At 47.5% G+C, this 17,342-nt stretch carries 13 protein-coding genes; 6 read left to right on the top strand and 7 right to left on the bottom strand.

Annotated elements, in window-relative coordinates; all coding sequences use genetic code 11:
* Positions 1-23: 23 nt before the first annotated feature.
* Both CIK90_RS04990 and CIK90_RS04985 read right to left on the bottom strand, forming a co-directional pair.
* A complete protein-coding gene (locus CIK90_RS04990) occupies positions 24-1,097 on the bottom strand; it encodes a chain-length determining protein (RefSeq protein ID WP_094464499.1) in 1,074 nt (357 codons plus the stop codon).
* Between the two features lie 14 nt (positions 1,098-1,111).
* Positions 1,112-3,556: an SLBB domain-containing protein gene (locus tag CIK90_RS04985; protein WP_254046283.1), complete on the bottom strand. Its 2,445-nt coding sequence runs from the start codon at positions 3,554-3,556 to the stop codon at positions 1,112-1,114.
* A gap of 281 nt (positions 3,557-3,837) precedes the next feature.
* Here CIK90_RS04985 and mfd point away from each other — a divergent pair, with 281 nt between their 5' ends.
* Positions 3,838-7,236: a transcription-repair coupling factor gene (gene mfd, locus CIK90_RS04980; RefSeq protein WP_371595931.1), complete on the top strand. Its 3,399-nt coding sequence runs from the start codon at positions 3,838-3,840 to the stop codon at positions 7,234-7,236.
* 1,606 nt (positions 7,237-8,842) lie between these two features.
* On the opposite strand, the gene CIK90_RS04970 is transcribed toward mfd, so the two are convergent.
* Positions 8,843-9,154, bottom strand: a complete 312-nt coding sequence (locus CIK90_RS04970; RefSeq protein WP_094464493.1) for a hypothetical protein — start codon at positions 9,152-9,154, stop codon at positions 8,843-8,845.
* Between the two features lie 285 nt (positions 9,155-9,439).
* Here CIK90_RS04970 and CIK90_RS04960 point away from each other — a divergent pair, with 285 nt between their 5' ends.
* Positions 9,440-10,189, top strand: coding sequence for a polyprenol monophosphomannose synthase (locus CIK90_RS04960; protein WP_094390892.1), 750 nt, complete (start codon positions 9,440-9,442; stop codon positions 10,187-10,189).
* Between the two features lie 82 nt (positions 10,190-10,271).
* On the opposite strand, the gene CIK90_RS04955 is transcribed toward CIK90_RS04960, so the two are convergent.
* A complete protein-coding gene (locus CIK90_RS04955; RefSeq protein ID WP_094390902.1) occupies positions 10,272-10,808 on the bottom strand; it encodes an HD domain-containing protein in 537 nt (178 codons plus the stop codon).
* A complete protein-coding gene (locus tag CIK90_RS04950; RefSeq protein ID WP_094390891.1) occupies positions 10,808-12,580 on the bottom strand; it encodes an oxaloacetate decarboxylase in 1,773 nt (590 codons plus the stop codon). Before CIK90_RS04950 ends, CIK90_RS04955 begins: the two co-directional genes overlap by 1 nt.
* 121 nt (positions 12,581-12,701) lie before the next feature.
* On the opposite strand from CIK90_RS04950, the gene CIK90_RS04945 reads away from it, so the two are divergent.
* Positions 12,702-13,460 carry a hypothetical protein gene (locus CIK90_RS04945; RefSeq protein WP_094390890.1) on the top strand — a complete coding sequence of 253 codons (759 nt, stop codon included), beginning with the start codon at positions 12,702-12,704 and terminating at the stop codon, positions 13,458-13,460.
* Between the two features lie 86 nt (positions 13,461-13,546).
* Here CIK90_RS04945 and queF read toward each other — a convergent pair whose 3' ends face one another.
* Positions 13,547-14,008, bottom strand: a complete 462-nt coding sequence (queF, locus tag CIK90_RS04940; protein ID WP_094390889.1) for a preQ(1) synthase — start codon at positions 14,006-14,008, stop codon at positions 13,547-13,549.
* On the bottom strand, positions 14,008-14,697 hold the full coding sequence (locus tag CIK90_RS04935) for a queuosine precursor transporter (protein ID WP_094390888.1): 690 nt from the start codon (positions 14,695-14,697) through the stop codon (positions 14,008-14,010). Before CIK90_RS04935 ends, queF begins: the two co-directional genes overlap by 1 nt.
* Positions 14,698-15,002: 305 nt before the next feature.
* Between CIK90_RS04935 and CIK90_RS04925 the strand changes: the two genes are divergently transcribed.
* Genes CIK90_RS04925 through CIK90_RS04915 form a run of 3 tightly spaced genes read left to right on the top strand, consistent with a single transcriptional unit; the run spans position 15,003 to position 17,243 of the window.
* Entirely contained in the window at positions 15,003-15,227 is a 225-nt protein-coding gene (locus CIK90_RS04925; RefSeq protein ID WP_094390887.1) for a helicase associated domain-containing protein, read from the top strand.
* 10 nt (positions 15,228-15,237) lie between these two features.
* A complete protein-coding gene (locus CIK90_RS04920; RefSeq protein WP_254046280.1) occupies positions 15,238-16,503 on the top strand; it encodes a S9 family peptidase in 1,266 nt (421 codons plus the stop codon).
* Positions 16,488-17,243 (top strand): SDR family oxidoreductase, encoded by a 756-nt coding sequence (locus CIK90_RS04915; protein WP_254046279.1) that lies wholly within the window; start codon positions 16,488-16,490, stop codon positions 17,241-17,243. The genes CIK90_RS04920 and CIK90_RS04915 overlap by 16 nt, the downstream gene beginning before the upstream one ends.
* The last annotated feature ends 99 nt before the right edge of the window (positions 17,244-17,342 follow it).

Below are 17,342 nucleotides of genomic sequence, written 5' to 3'. Positions count from 1 at the left end.
TCTTCATTTATATAATATAGGTATTATCCTATACCAATCAGTTTTTTCAGTTCACCCTCTTTATAGAGGATATAGGCTGTTGTTCCGATAAACACGAGGAAGAGGAACATCAGTACCATTTTGGAACGAACAGGACCAGCCTTCTTCACAGGAACCGTAGCACTCTGCAGGGTTGTAAAGGCAGGAGTATCCTCTTGCACTTTGGCCTCAGCCATCTGCATCTGTTGAGCCAGTGTGTTATAGGCATTAAACTGCAGTTGCATCTCGTTTTCAAGATCGGTCTGTTTGCTACGTACACTCTCAAGAATCAAATCCTGGTTGGCATCCGAGAACGAAGCATAGTTCTGTCGTGCGCGAGTATAGCGTTCCTTAGCCTCTTTATAGAGTTTTTGTGTATAAGCCAAATCATGACGCGCTTTCTTGGTACGATACTCTGTGATAAAGTCTTGCAGACGCACTTTCACCGAATCAGCCATGGTGGCAGCAATAAGCGGATCCTGGTCAGTTACATCGATAGTGATGACCATTGTTTTCTTATCCACATCACACACAACCTTCTTATCTATCACCTGCGCAATTGCAGTCTGTGTCTTGGTCAGGCGGAACGGATCCACCTTAAGATTCTTCTCTTTCTCTTTACTGCCGAAGATACTCATCAGCCCCTTGACAGCTCCCGACCACCATGGTGTTTTCTGTTCGTTGAGCAGATAGTCGTAGTAGGTCATCACCTTCTTATCTTCTTCACGCTTCACCTTTACAGGAAAGAGGCTGGTTTTGAAATCAACCGAGTTCATCAAGTCAGGATAGAGCGTAGGAAAGAGTGCCTCTGTAGCTGCACGACCTCCGAGATTGACGCCAAACTGACTTGCCAGAGCGCTAAGCGAACTGGTACTACTCTTCGACGACAGTTCTGGTGACAGTTTCACCTGTACATTATAATAGTTGGGCAGTCCCAAGGCATAGATACAAGCCAGAACGAAAGCCACAGGCAGCACAATGACATAGAGATGTTTGCGACGCTTGACAGCAGCCCACAGGGCAGCATAGTCGATGGAGCTTTCTTCCTCCACCTGATTCATCTTGTTATTCTCATCCATAGTCATACCTTTCATTATTTAGTGATAGAGACGATAGAGGCAATCACAGCTGCCAAACTTGCTAAGCTGGTTCCTGCAGAAAGCATTTGTGCGAAGTTCAATCCTTCACGCTTACGTTTGCTTGGCACTACGATTTCACAGCCCGGCTCTATTTTTGCGCCATGTCCAACCTGTGCCACAGTTCCGTTGGTATAAACGACAAAGGTCTTATGCTTCTTGGCACGCAGTCCGAAGCCACCTGCCTTGTTAACATACCACTTATAACCTTTGTCACCCACAAATGAAACAGTATTGGGGAACATCACGTCACCCGACACTTTGACCGTAGCATTATACTCTGGTACTGTGATAACGTCGCCTTCACGCAGAATGATGTCGTATTCACCACCTTTATCAGCCATGGCCTTATCGAGTTCAATACCCACTACGTAGGTATTATCCAAATCCAAGTTTTCCATAGCAATTGAGTCGCGCTCACTCAGATTTCTTTTGAGTGCAGTCAGCACATCTTTAGTGCGCTCTTTTTCCTCTTGCGTTTTCACACGTACCAATCGTGCACCACGCATATAGGCATTCTCGGTCACACCTCCAGCCATGGCCAGGACATCACTCAGTCGCATGTTTTTCATGTTCATCGTCTGCACGCCAGGGAAGTTCACCTCGCCCTTGATAGTAACGTTCTGTGGTGTCACATAACCAGGACTACGGCGCACGTGTACCACATCATAGGGTTGCAATACAAATCCCTTATTACCATCGACCACGAATCCGTCTTTCAGGGCAAACGAGAATGTCTGTGCAATCTCTCGTGTGGTTGTGGTGGCCTTGGGGTCACGAATACGACGCGACACATCAACCTTTGCAGTACTTGCAGCGTCTGTCAGACCACCTGCTTGCATGATGAGGTCCTCTACCGAGGTATTGTCGGCATATTCGTAAGTTCCTGGTGACATCACCTCACCAGTAATCGTATAAGTACGCTCTGAACGCAGTTCTGCCTGTGTTGGAATAAAGAGCACGTCTTCATTCTTCAATGGAATATCGGGCACAGTACCTGCCAAAATACCTTGTACATCAACCGAGACCACTTCAAGACTGCGGTCAGCCTTCATGCGATGCAATACAGCGTGAGCAGTAAAGGCATCTTCGGTAACGCCTTCTGCACGCTCTATCAGTCCTCTCACAGAAGTAACCTCACCACCCAACCGATACTGTCCGGGGCGGAATATGGCACCTTTCACCTCAACCATATTCTCATAGCGGTTGAGCATACCATCTACGGTTACTGCATCGCCGTCATCAACTTTGAATGATGACATATCAAACTCATCGACATTAAATACCGAATAGCGTTCACCGGTCTGACGCACCAGTCTGACAGCCTTCTTATAGGCATCTCCGGTAAATCCTCCAGCATATTTCAACAAAGTTGCCACGCTCTCGTTCTTTCGCATTTCGTAGAACATCGGGCGCTTCACATTACCCGTGACACCAACCAAACAATCGTAAGGTCCTACCTGTACCACATCACCGTCCTGCAGACGAACATTACCCGCCAATCTGCCGTTGAGAATATATTCATAGATATCCACCACGGTAATCAGTTTTCCATTACGATAGACCTTCACATTACGTAGTGTACCGATATCGTTGATACCGCCAGCTCTGTAGAGGGCATGGAAAACAGTAGAGAAAGCGCTGAGGGTATAGGTACCCGGTGTCCTCACCTCACCCATCACATTGATCATGATGGTGCGTGTTTGTCCCACAGAGAGCTTCACCTTACTGCTGGCATAGCGTGATCCGAGTGTAGAACGAATTTTTCCGTTGGCAGCAGCCACCGTCATTCCGCTCACATAAATCGGTCCGTATCCAGGAACCGTCACCGTTCCCTCTGGCGATATGGTCAGTTGGTGTGTATTCTGCGAAGCGCCATAAACATCGATGACCACTTGGTCACCAGGACCGAGCACATAGGTCTGCGGTGTGGCGATATTCATATTGGGTTCGAATGAAAGGGCGCGTTGGTTGAAGATGTCACGTCCAAACACTTTCTTGCCATTAGTCGCGGCAGAATGTCCTTGGGTAGCCATTACTTCCTGCTCTGCCAACTGATGGTCTTCACTGGCATCGTTAGCATTCTCAGAAGCTGTATTAACCTTGCCGTTCTCCAGTTCCTGCTGTTGCGATGCACTATGCCGCATGCGGTTGCTTGCATCACCGACAGCAGCATCAGCCGCAGCACTCATATTGTGGCTTCTGATCTGTTTATCATACTGGTTGCGCACACGTCTGATCTGATCGATCTTCACTCCACGTTGCATCAACTTGGTGACAATCTGCGACTGTGACGTTCCGGCTTTCGCCTCCCTTGCCACAAACTGCATCACTTGCGTGTCGGTCATTCCGCTCTGTGCGGCAACCGTCAACGAAGACAGCATCATGAGCGCAACCACCATATTGCGCTTCAAGCCTGCCATTGTTTTCATGCTCGTTACTTGAAAATTCATATTTATCTGATTACTTTTTATTCCTCTTGTTTGAGTCAGCGCAACTATGCTTTTTCCTAAAGGAAAAGCAAAATGCGATGCAAAATTAGCAAAAAAGACTTAAACTACAAAGCGAAACGCACTTTATTTTCATTTACATTGCAGGTTACTTCTCCAGTTGCCTTTTTTTTATTACTTTTGCATTGTTTTCGGCTTCACGAAGCCTACAATCCCTGAAAGTAATGACAACACTGAAGATAGAAGACCTCATCGAACTCCTTTCCGTTGCTCCACAAGTGGGGGCTACGGCAAAAAGTCTGTCTGACAAGAAAATCAAAACCTTGTTTTTAGAAGGACTGACTGGCTCTGCCGCATCAGTACTGTTTGCCACTATGGCGCAGAAGAATCTGTTGCCCAATGCGCTATTTATACTCAACGACGAGGAAGAGGCAGGCTATTTCTATCACGACTTGACACAGATGTTGGGCAACGAACAGGTATTGTTTTTCCCTTCCTCATATCGCCGTGCCATCAAATACGCACAGCGAGACGCTGCCAACGAGATTCTCCGCACCGAGGTATTGAGCCGTTGCATGATGAAAGACGGGCGTTACCTCATCGTCAGCTATCCTGAGGCATTGGCAGAACTGGTCATTTCACGTCGTCAGATGGACGAGCGAACCTTATCCTTAGAGCATGGACAGAATATTGACACTTCGATCATCGTAACACAACTGCGTGAGTTTGGGTTTCATGAGGTAGATTATGTCTATGAGCCAGGCCAGTTTGCCCTACGCGGTTCTATCCTCGATGTCTATAGCTTCAGTTGCGAATATCCATTCCGCATCGACTTTTTCGGTGACGACATCGACTCTATCCGCACTTTCGATGTGACCGATCAGTTGTCGCGCGACCGTCGTGACCGCATACAGATTGTTCCCGAACTATCTGTTACATCAGAGGAACGCGTACCTTTCTTTTCGTTTCTGTCAAAGGAGACTTTGCTCGTGACAAAAGATTTACTCTTTGTTCACGATTCCATCGACCGCACATACCGTGAAGGATTCTCATCGCAAGCTCTTACCGAGCGCATGGAAGGACAGACCGAAATGGAGCAACAAGAGACGATGCAGCAGATGAGAAAGGAGACTCAGCTCATCAGCGGCTCTCAATTCACCGAAGCCATCAGCGGTTTGCGTCGCATAGAAATCGGTGCACATGCCACAGGTGTGCCTCAGGCTACCCTGCGTTTCAACACACTCCAGCAACCGCTGTTTCATAAGAATTTCGATCTGCTGCGTCAAAGTTTCACCGATTATCTGTCAAAAGGTTATCGCATCTATGTTCTGGCAGACAGCGTGAAGCAGTTGCAACGACTGAAAGACATTTTTTCTGCCGATGAGGCAAAACAGGCCCTACACTTCACCCCTGTAGAAAAAACCATCCACGAGGGATTTATCGACCACGACCTGCGACTCTGCATCTTCACCGACCACCAGATATTCGACCGTTTCCATAAATACAGTCTGCGTTCCGACAAGGCCCGCAGCGGAAAAGTCTCGCTCACGTTGAAAGAGATTCAACAGTTTGAAGTAGGTGATTTCGTGGTCCATGTAGATCATGGCATCGGCAAATTCGGTGGTTTGGTACGCATGCCACAAGGCAACGGCTACCAAGAGATGATTAAGATAATCTACAACGGCGGCGGGGCTATCTATGTCTCCATCCACTCACTCTATAAGGTCAGCAAATACAAAGCACAGGACAACGGTGAACCGCCACGCCTCTCGCAATTAGGCACAGGACAGTGGGAACGACTGAAAGAGCGCACCAAAAATAAGTTGAAGGATATTGCCCGCGACCTCATCCGTCTCTATGCCCGCCGACGACGCGAGCAGGGATTTGCCTTCAGCGCCGACTGTTTCATGCAACACGAACTCGAAGCGTCGTTTCTCTATGAAGATACGCCCGACCAGTTGAAAGCCACCAACGACATCAAGGCCGATATGGAAAAAGCACGTCCTATGGACCGTTTAGTATGTGGCGACGTGGGATTCGGTAAGACCGAGGTGGCGGTGCGTGCTGCATTCAAGGCAGCCTGCGACTCCAAGCAGGTGGCTGTACTCGTGCCTACCACTGTACTGGCTTACCAACATTTCCAGACCTTCCAAGGCCGTCTGAAGGATCTGCCAGTCCGTGTGGATTATCTGTCGCGTGCCCGTTCCGCCAAACAGACCAAGGCAATACTGAAAGATTTGGAGGAAGGCAAGATAGACATTATCATCGGCACCCACAAACTCATCGGCAAGACGGTGAAGTTTCATGACCTTGGACTCCTTATTATTGATGAAGAACAGAAATTCGGAGTATCCACCAAGGAGAAATTGCGCCAGTTGAAAACCAATATCGACACGTTGACCATGACAGCAACACCCATTCCGCGCACACTGCAGTTCTCCCTTTTGGGTGCCCGCGACCTGAGCATCATCCAGACCCCGCCACCCAATCGCTATCCCATCCATACCGAGATACATACCTTCGGACCGGAAATCATTGCCGATGCCATCAATTTCGAGATGTCGCGCAACGGTCAGGTGTATTTTGTCAATCCGCGCATCAACGACCTACAGCGCATTGCCGACCTCATCCACACCTATATTCCTGATGCACGTGTGGTGATTGGTCACGGCAGGATGAAGCCCGACGAACTGGAACAAGCCATCTTCGATTTTGCCAACTACGACTACGATGTGCTCCTCTCAACCACCATTGTTGAAAACGGCATCGATATTCCCAATGCCAATACCATCATCGTCAATGGTGCCAACCACTTCGGCTTGTCAGACCTCCATCAGATGCGAGGCCGTGTAGGACGCGGCAATCGCAAGGCGTTCTGCTATCTGCTTGCACCTCCCCTTGCCGACCTTCCTCAGGAGAGTCGCCGCCGATTAGAGGCATTGGAGAATTTCAGCGACCTTGGCAGCGGCATACAGATTGCCATGCAAGACCTTGACATCCGAGGTGCCGGCAACCTGCTGGGCGCCGAACAAAGCGGATTCATTGCCGATCTGGGTTATGAGACCTATCAGAAGATTCTGACCCAAGCCATGACAGAACTGAAAAACGAGGAGCCCACCTTTGCCGAAGTCGCAGACGCAGAAGCCTCTACACCCATCAATACCGACGGACCGTACGTTTCCGACTGCACCCTGGAGAGCGACCTCGAACTCTATTTCCCCGACCAGTATGTGCCATCCGACAGCGAGCGCATGCTGCTCTATCGCGAACTGGACAATCTCCAGACCGACGAGCAACTCGAAGCCTACCGTCGTCGAATGGAAGATCGCTTTGGCCCTGTGCCGCCTGCTGCTCTGGAACTGATGCATGTGGTGACTTTGCGTCGTTACGCCTGCCTGTTGGGTTGCGAGAAAATCATTCTCAAACAAGGCCGCATGTCTATGTATCTCGTCTCCAAAGCCGACAGTCCCTACTATCAAAGCGAAGCGTTCGGGCGTGTTATAGACTTTGCGGTGGGCAATCCACGTCGCTGCCAACTGCGCGATGTCAACGGCAAACGTTCATTGCTGATATCCAATGTTCCCTCTGTAGCAGAAGCGATTCAGCTACTTAGGCCTCTGACTCAACAGTAGCCGCCTGTTTTACTCCAATCGGGCATTGGCATTTACTCCCTCCTTCGTAAGGCATAGCGCGCTGTCGTACGCAACGTTGCAAGTTTCGAATCATACTATTGCTTCCCTGTGTGTTCGGGTTGTCAACGGGATTTGTTCGGGTTTTGCTGTTTCATGATGTGATATTTTTTCGGTTACATTTCATGGCACCTTTTCTAGCCATGGCAGAGTTTAAGTGAACTTAACTTCGTTGACTTTCCTCACGTTCGGAAAACTTCAAGCGAGTTTGATTTTTCGCTCACTTAAACGGAAAGTTAACTCTGCTCATCTGGCTTATCGAAAACGTTCTACACATTCCCACATCGTGGTATTCTCCTGTTCTGTTCCTTGTTTCTCCCAACTTTGTCCCATCATTGTCCGCTCAATATTGGAACTTAGTGTGGAGTCACTTGTGACTAACTGAGGAGTTGACCATGTCTGTGTGCGGACGGAATGTTTTGTGCGAAAGTGATTCTCTCTTGAACCACGGGGCAAAGATACAACATTCGGTTTTGCCCATCATACGTTTCTATACGTTTCCTGCGATTCGAGGACATTTTTATTATGAAATGTTTGCATGCCCATGAATAACCTTGCTTCACAAGGCAGAAACCAGGTTATATGGCCTTGACACCAAGGAGATGGAAATCCGTAGATTATGCATTCTCTCCAAAATCCTAATGAGCGATTGGGTGTAATAGGCGTTTGAAAGTCGTAGTAGATGGTTTCAGTTGTAGTTGAAAAAACGCCATTTTTTGCAGTCTGGCAGGGTCGTAAAAAAGTGTCCAGTATGTCCCAAAATCCATTTCAAGGGCATCCAGAACGCATGAATGAGTGCGTTTTCTGTGTTTTGCATGGAAGGTGGAAATCATCGGAACAAGGGGGGCAAACTCGATTTTTGATGCTTTCAAGAGCGAAAACGCCCAAAAAGTCTGGCTTCTATCAAGGGTTTGCGGCTTTGGAATGTTTGTTTTCCTGATGTTACATGAATCGCATTTGCTGGACAGAAGTGTGCAAGTTGTTGAGAATAAGCCTTTTAGACGAATGTCCTTTATGAACAAGCGTTTCAGTTTCAGTTGTTTCAGTTGTTTTTTGAGGGGTACCTATTTCACTTCCTATATATATATTATTGATTATTAGTTAGTTATAAGTCTTAAAAAGCGGGTTTGAAATTTAACTGACCCTCTGAAACACAACTGAAACTGAAACAACTGAAACGCTTGGCTAAAATTCACGCTTCTTTTCCGAGGCTTTTGGGTGTCACGTGAACAGGTCAATGGCATCACGGATCTGCGGAACACACCGAGTTTACAGTACAAAGTTACGTAGTATAACTCCCTCATACAAGCAGAGACGGGCTGAAAGCCCAATGGTTTCCTTAGCCCAGGGTAACACCCTGCGGACACGGTTACAAACAAAACAGTACGTCCTGAAAGGACAAAAGTAAAACCATCATACAAAGATTCCATAAGAAAGTTGGTCGTTAACTTCCACTCTACATGCCATTAGTCTGATGTTCATCCCCAGTTTTATGTGAAAAACACCCTTCAATTTACTTGTTTACCTTCCAAACGCACTCGCGATATCACTATTTCGCATCATTTCCTCGTTCGCCAAGGAAAGGGAAATTCATCGAAACAAGGGAGTCGAGCTCGATTTCTGAGGATTTCATGAATAAAATAGCCCAAAAATGGTGGTTTTTAACAGGATTTTGCAGCTTTGAATACTCTATTGACTTGATGTTATGCACATTAATATTCAACAACTCTTCATGATCTGTTTCGCGAAAATCGTCCACATAACATTCCACATGAGGCAGATACTCTTTTCCATCTTCATCTCTTGCTACAAATATGCCCAACTGCGCCACCAAGGTTTTAACCAATGTGACCCATTCCAAGCGAGGATCACCTTCTGCTATTCCGCGCGGAGCTTCTTTCCGAATAAAATTATGTGTTTCTTTTTGTATTCTGCTCGCTTAATCGTACCTTTGACCTGTCGGCCCAAGATACTTTCACTCGGAAGTGCAAAAGAAAAACTCGTTTTTCTTTTGCATTTCGCTCGCTTAATCGTACCTTTGACCTGTCGGCCCAAGGTACTTTCACTCGGAAGTGCAAAGAAAAACGAGTTTTTCTTTTGCATTTCGCTCGCTTAATCGTACCTTTGTAGCATAAAACAAAAAAGTATGAATCAAAGCGACAGTATAGTAATTATTCCTACTTACAACGAGAAGGAGAATATCGAGAAGATTATCCGTGCGGTCTTTGCACTGGAGAAGTGTTTCCATATCCTAATCATCGATGACGGTTCGCCTGATGGTACTGCTGCCATCGTCCACCATCTGATGGATACAGAGTTTGCCGACAGACTATTTATTGTTGAGCGCAGTGGCAAACTGGGATTGGGAACTGCCTATATCACCGGATTCAAATGGGCATTGGAACGTGCCTATGAATATGTGTTTGAAATGGATGCTGACTTCAGTCACGATCCTAACGACCTGCCTCGCCTCTATGCAGCATGTGCCGATGAAGGATACGATGTGGCTATAGGCAGTCGTTACGTCAGCGGTGTCAACGTGGTCAACTGGCCCATCGGCCGTGTGCTGATGAGTTATTTCGCATCGAAATATGTAAGAATAGTAACAGGATTCAGCGTTCATGACACCACAGCAGGTTTCAAATGCTACAAGCGCCGTGTGCTACAGACTATCGAACTGGACAAAATCCGCTTCAAGGGGTATGGTTTCCAGATAGAAATGAAGTTTACCGCCTATAAGATAGGATTCAAAATCAAAGAGGTTCCCGTTATCTTTGTCAACCGTCGTGAAGGCACTTCAAAGATGTCGGGTGGCATCTTCGGCGAGGCTTTCTTCGGTGTGATGCGCCTTCGTTGGGATGGTTGGACACGCAAATATCCTAAGATGCCTCAATAATTCGGAGTAATTCCCAATAATCAATCCTCTATCTGTGGATAACTGCAATAGAGAGGATAGTAAAGAAAATGGTCGGAAACCGCTATTCAAAGGTTTCCGACCATTTCTTGAATTTCTCTACGCCTTTCGAACCAAACTTCATGAGCGATGCGATGACGTCATCTACGGTCGATACCCGGTCGGGGTGCGACTTGGAGTAGAACTTGTCTGCATAGCAGATAATCTGTTCTTCGATGGTCTCTGGCACATAATCGGCAGGAGGCAACGGCAGGTGCTGCTCGTTGATTTCCTCAATAGTGAGTCCCGTGCCGGTATGTCGCTCGCAAACTCGCGCATGGTCTGGGTATCCTTCTTCGCGCAACAATTGTCCGCCGATAAGTCCGTGGCGCAGATAAGGTTCAGTACCTTCACAATAGATGGATGGTGCATGACAGCGGAACACCCCTATATCGTGAAGCATAGCTCCCTCCTCCAAAAAGCGCCGGTCAGCACCCAGTTCAGGATGCCGCTGCGCTATCTGCAAAGCGCGTTGCGCCACCTGCCTGCTATGCTTAAGCAACAGACGGCGCAACGCATTGTCTTGCGGATAATACTTATCTATTATCGTCTGATAGTCTATCATTGGTCTCGTTCTATCCAACCGAGGTTGTCGCCACGGCGCACCTTGGCACCCTGTTTGGCTGCCACCTCTACCAGTTTACCGCCAAGGGCAGCAGGAATAGGAACGATTTCGCCCCATGGCGCTTGTATATAACAATAGGTATCACCCTCCTTGTAGCGCTGTCCGACAAACGGTTCGAGACAAGGTTCGCAAGCTCCTTCGCCTGAGAATTCGTAATATACCTGACCTGCCACAGGAGCTGTCAGCGCATCCGCCTTGGCATGTTTGAAAGCAGCCAGTTCTTCTACAGAGAGCTTCGTGCCGAGTTTGGCATCCTTTGCTTTCTGCAAATCGGCAAGGAAATTCTTCTTTGCCATACCGCTCTTATAGATACGATACTGTTCGGGATGCATAGCCAATTCAAAGAGTTCCTCATCGTCCTGACCGCACTCCCAACCATTGTCTTTCATCTCCTTGCGGAATCCATCAAGTGCATTGTCAAGCAATGTATGTGGATCGACATCGGTAAATTCGCGTTTCTGCTTGACAGCGAGTTCTTTCAGTTCGGGTGCGATCTCTCCAGGAATCTTTCCGCTCTTGCCGAGTATCATGCCCCACATGGCATCGTCCATCATCACATAGCGTCCCTTGCCCTGCTCTATCGTCAACAGGTTCATCAAGGCAATATTCTTGGTGTATTGTGAGAATGGTGTCACCAATGGAGGATAACCTACACGTGGCCATACATACTCCACTTCGTTGAAGAGTTTCACCAACATATCGTCCATCGACAGTTCTGCCTCGCCCTTCTTGACACGCAGCTTGTTGATGGCATTGTAGATGCCGCCCAGATCTGCCATCATAGAACCCATCATACCGCCAGGAAGTCCGCAACCGAGCAATAATGACGACATGAGTTTGTTGGCAGGATTGATGAAATATCCCAACCAGTCGTCGATAAACTCCTGAGTGAGCGCACGTGCCTGCATGTAGGCATTCATATTGATTTCGGGCACATCGAAGCCTTCATTCTTCAGCATCGACTGTACCGAGATGATATCGGGATGCACTTTACCCCACGATAGCGGTTCGATGGCCGTATCAATAATATCGGCACCGTTGTTGCACACTTCCAATACAGAAGCCATTGACAGTCCTGGACCGGAATGACCATGATACTGGATGATAATATCGGGGTGGTTGGTCTTGATGAGCTTGGTCAGTTTACCCAACAGGGCAGGCTGTCCTATACCGGCCATATCCTTCAGACAGATTTCCTCGGCACCGGCAGCTATCAGCTCATCGGCAATGGCAGAGTAGTATTCTGCAGTATGAATAGGCGATGTGGTGATGCAGAGTGTTGCCTGCGGTATCATGCCTGCTTCTTTTGCCCACTTAATAGAAGGTATGATGTTTCGGGTATCGTTGAGTCCACAGAAGATGCGGGTAATATCTGTACCTTGTGCCTTCTTCACTTTATACATCAGTTGGCGCACATCATCAGGTACAGGATACATGCGCAACGCATTAAGACCACGGTCGAGCATGTGAGTCTGTATGCCCACTTCGTTGAAAGGCTTACAGAAAGCACGTACGGCCTCGTTAGGGTTTTCGCCAGCCAACAGGTTCACCTGCTCGAAAGCACCGCCGTTGGTTTCCACACGAGCAAAACATCCCATGTCGATGATTACCGGAGCAATACGTGCCAACTGATCTTTGCGGGGTTGAAACTTGCCAGACGACTGCCACATGTCGCGATAGACAAGACTGAATCTGATTTTCTTCTTCATAAGGCTAATAATCTCGTTAGTTATAGTTATTTCGTTGCAAATGTACAAATAAAAACCAATACTTACACCAAAAATCGGAGATATTTTGTACTTTTGCATCGAAAACTAAAAAATACCGATTATGACGAAGACAATACTGACTATTGCCTCGGCCTTACTTCTATTGGCTGCGTGTGGCAAAAAGGAGGCTCCGCAAGCCGAAAAAGCCACTGACAACTATCTGAAACGGCAACCGGGCGACTCAACCCTATATGGTCTGGCATGCGACGGTACTACCGATTCGCTCTTGGTGCTTCTCCCCTACACCGGTGCCGATCCTGACACCTTCGACATCATCAATGCCAGTCAGCAGAAACAGATATTCGGCAAACCGTTTATCGGTGACGAACTGGCTGTGATTCTCAATCCTGAAGACAAGGCAGAGGCGCTGACAGTCATCAACCTCGACGACCTAAAAGGACAATGGGCTTTCATGGTCAAGCCCAAACTGCGCGACTATGACAAGATGTCGCGTCGTCTTCGTCGGCGCATGATGGCAGAGATGCCCGATTCTGTCAAAGAATCATTGCTCGTACCGCGTGAGTATGTGTTGCAGTTTAAGCGTGGATACAGTATGACTACCAGAGGCATGAAACACCAACAGACAACCGACGAGATGAGTGCTGTGGTGTATCCAGAAATCAAGCGATACACGGAGTGGAGACTTTTCAACGGTAAGTTGATTATGGCTTCTGGGACGATGGAAATGCCATCGGGCACTAAAGGTACAAAGCAGAAGATTGACCGTGACACCTGTCGCATCGTAGAACTCACCAAAGACACACTTGTGTTGCGCTTCAGCGATGGCGACTGGAGTTTCTATCGCAAGAAAAACAACTAAGTGTTAGCCGTACTATAACAAATAAGGTGGAAGAGTACTCTTCCACCTTATTTGTTCTACTGGACCTTTATCCGGTCTTGTCTGCATCACAGTCCGTGCTGCATCATACGGTGCTCTGCCATTTGCTCATATTTTGTGCCAGGCAGTCCGTAATTGGCATAAGGATAGATGCTGATACCTCCACGCGGAGTGAAAATGCCAGTCACCTCGATATACTTCGGCTCCATCAGTTTGATGAGATCCTTCATGATGATATTCACACAGTCTTCATGAAAATCGCCGTGGTTGCGAAAAGAAAAGAGATAGAGTTTCAGACTCTTGCTCTCCACCATCTTTTCTGCTGGAATATACATGATTTTAATCTCTGCGAAGTCAGGCTGCCCTGTGATAGGACAGAGTGAAGTGAACTCAGGACAGTTGAACTGCACCCAATAGTCATTACCCGGATGCTTGTTGACAAAGGTCTCCAGCACCTCTGGCGCATAATCCATGCGATAGTCGGTTTTGCGGCCCAAGGCCTGCAAATGGTCTTCTTGTCTTGTTTCCATCAGAATGAAAAGATTTTAAAGATGTTGTAATTGATGTCTTCGTCATAGACATCCTCCTGGTCGTGACGCTTGGTAAATGCCACTACGCGGATGGTTACAGGCAGAACGATAATCTCGTAGAGTGTCTTGATGCACACCTGTGAAATGATGAGCGACGGCATCTCCTCCCAGGGAATCACACCACCAAGAGCGAGCGGGAAGAAGATAATCGAGTCGGCAGACTCGCCAAACACAGTACTGGCAATGGCGCGAAACGAGAATCCCTTACCTTCAGTCATCATTTTCATGCGGCTCATCACATAGGCATTGATAAACGAACCGGCGAGAAATGCCACGAATGATGCGGCAACGATACGCGGGGCCAGTCCGAAGATCTGATGGAATCCCTCGTCGCCATTCCAATAATCGGCACCGGGAATCCAGTCGGCTATTGCTCCAAACATCACAAAGAGGAAGTTCATGGCAAAGCCCAGCCAGATGAGCATACGTGTGCGACGGTATCCCCACACCTCGCATACCACATCGTTGATGATGTAGCTCACGGGGAATACGATAAGACCTGCCGTCACATTGACGAAACCAAATGAGATTTGCTTTGTTTCCAATACGTTTGCCGTAATGAGGCAGACACAGAACAGTATGCCGAAAAGCATAAACAGCACACTGACTTTTTGATTGTCGTGTTTCATATTCTTGTTTTGTTAAAGGGGGTTGAGCAAGTACCCCTAGGTTTTGCGCCTGCAAAGGTACGAATAAGTGAGTGAAAAGCAAAAGAAATCCAAAAAATTCTTTTGGTTTTCTGAACGTGAGTACCTAAGGTTCGTAGAACCAAAGGTACGAATAAGTGAGCGAAATGCAAAAGGAATCCAAAAAATTCTTTTGGTTTTCCGAACGCAAGTAGATTCATCAATCTGCCCGATTCTACAAAAATCATCAGAATATGTTTGGATGTTTTTATATGTATTTGTATCTTTGCAGAAAACTATAAAATATTATGGCAAGAAACAGAGAAGAATCATGGGATGCCATGTATCAATTGGCAGTAGCTTATGTCATGGAGCATCATCAGATGCCCGCCAAAAGCAACAAGGAGTATGCCAACATCTTGAACTGGTGGAAATACAATCGAAAGAAATATAACCAAGGAACGCTCAATAATAGTCATGCAGAAAAGCTGATAGAACTCAGTAAAATGCGGACGATACACGAACTACATTAATATATTGACGATGATGAAAACAAACAGAAGCCATCACTTACCTATGATTATCGCCATAGGCATGGCATTGAGCATCATTATTCCACTACAGGCCCTTGCTCAAAAGAAGAATCCGCCTCTGGTCTTTGCCCACGAAAACCAGCATCTGTCACTTATGCAGAAAGCATACTATAAAGAGCGTACATTGACAGCACAACCCTTGTTACCCAATCCTTTTCTGATGGACAACGGAAAGAAAGAGGTGAAACGCTACGGACAATGGGCACAGAGACGTGCCGAACTGTTGGCAAGTATTCAGAAATATGAAATCGGCATGAAGCCTGCGGTAAGCATGGACGATATTGATGCCCGCATGAACGGCGACACCCTTATCGTCGATGTACACGTGGACGGACAGACCCTGACTCTCTCGTCCGTCATTACTTATCCCAAAGGTGGTAAAGCACCCTATCCGCTCATCATCGGAGCCAGTCGCAACTCTATTCATGCACAACTCTTCACAGCGCGCAATATCGCCTTGATGACCTTCAGAGAGAGTCAGGTGAACAACTACACCCAATGGGGGAAGCACGACAGGCGCGGTCTGTATCAATTCGACCGACTCTATCCTTCGCTAACAGCCAATGGGGCCTATAGTGAATGGGCATGGGGATTCAGCCGACTGCTTGACGGACTACAGAAACTCGGTCCAGAACAAACACACATCGACATGAAGCATATCGGAGTGACAGGATGCTCGTATGCTGGAAAAATGGCGCTCTTCTGTGGAGCCATGGACGAACGCGTGGCATTGATCATCGCACAAGAACCCGGAGGCGGAGGTGCTGCGTCATGGCGTGTATCGCGCACCATAGGTAAGGTGGAAACACTCGACCGTACAGACTACAACTGGTTTTTGGAATCAATGAAGACAACATTCGCTGAAGAACGTGTAGATCTGTTGCCTCACGACCACCACGAACTCATTGCCCTGTGCTGCCCACGTGCCGTATTACTTTTAGGCAATCCTGACTACGAATGGCTGGCTGATCCTTCCATGTATGTTTCTGCAGAAGCTGCCATCAAGGTTTGGCAGCGTTTCGGTATTGCCGACCGCATCGGTTATTCCATCGTACCGGGACATGACCATTGCCAATTGCCCGAATCACAATATCCGGAAGTCGTTGCCTTCATAGAACGTTTCCTCTTGGGCAAGAGCGACACACCTACCACAATACGTATTGCGCCGGCAGACTATCAACAGAAATACGATGTGAAACGATGGGTCAACTGGTAGAGCGTATGAATAAAAAAGCTATTGTGATAGGAGCCACCTCCGGTATCGGACGCGAAGTGGCTTTACAACTGGCAGAAAAAGGATGGCTGGTAGGCATTGCCGGTCGGCGCACAGACCTTTTAAGAGAGGTGCAACGTCAGGCGCCAGAAGGTCGCATCGCTTGTCTCCGACAGATAGATATTACCAAGGATGATGCCTCTGACCTTCTGCAGGAGATGATCAGCGAGATGGGAGGCATGGATCTCTATTTCCACAGTTCGGGTATCGGTTGGCAGAACACCACGCTCGATATTGACAAGGAGCTGCAAACCGTAGCCACCAATGGTATGGGCTTTGTGCGGATGGTAGCTACTGCCTACCGGTGGATGGTAGGAAACCATAAGAAAGGACACATCGCCTGTATCACCTCGATAGCAGGAACCAAAGGACTGGGAGCCGCCCCTGCCTATTCTTCTACCAAGCGTTTCCAAAACCATTATATAGAATGTCTCTCCCAACAGGCGCGAATGCGTCATCTGCCTATCCTGTTCACAGACATCCGACCGGGTTTTGTAAAGACCGACCTCATTGCTGGCAATCATTATCCCCTACAGCTTGATGCCCATCGGGTGGCAAAAGCCATTGTCGATGCGATAGAAAGGGAAAAGGCTATCAAAGTTATCGACTGGCGTTATGCCATCCTTGTATTCTTTTGGCGCCTCATTCCCCATTGGCTTTGGACTCGCATGAAGATTGGGTAAGTGCCAAAACAACCATTTTTCTCTATATAAAAAAAACAACGTTTTCGTTAAGCCAAATGAGCAGAATAAAGCTCGCTTTAATTCTGCCATGGCGAGAAA

Origin of the sequence: Prevotella sp. P5-126, from assembly GCF_002251185.1 — a bacterium.
Lineage (GTDB): Bacteria > Bacteroidota > Bacteroidia > Bacteroidales > Bacteroidaceae > Prevotella.
This window is presented reverse-complemented; position numbering and strand designations above follow the sequence as displayed.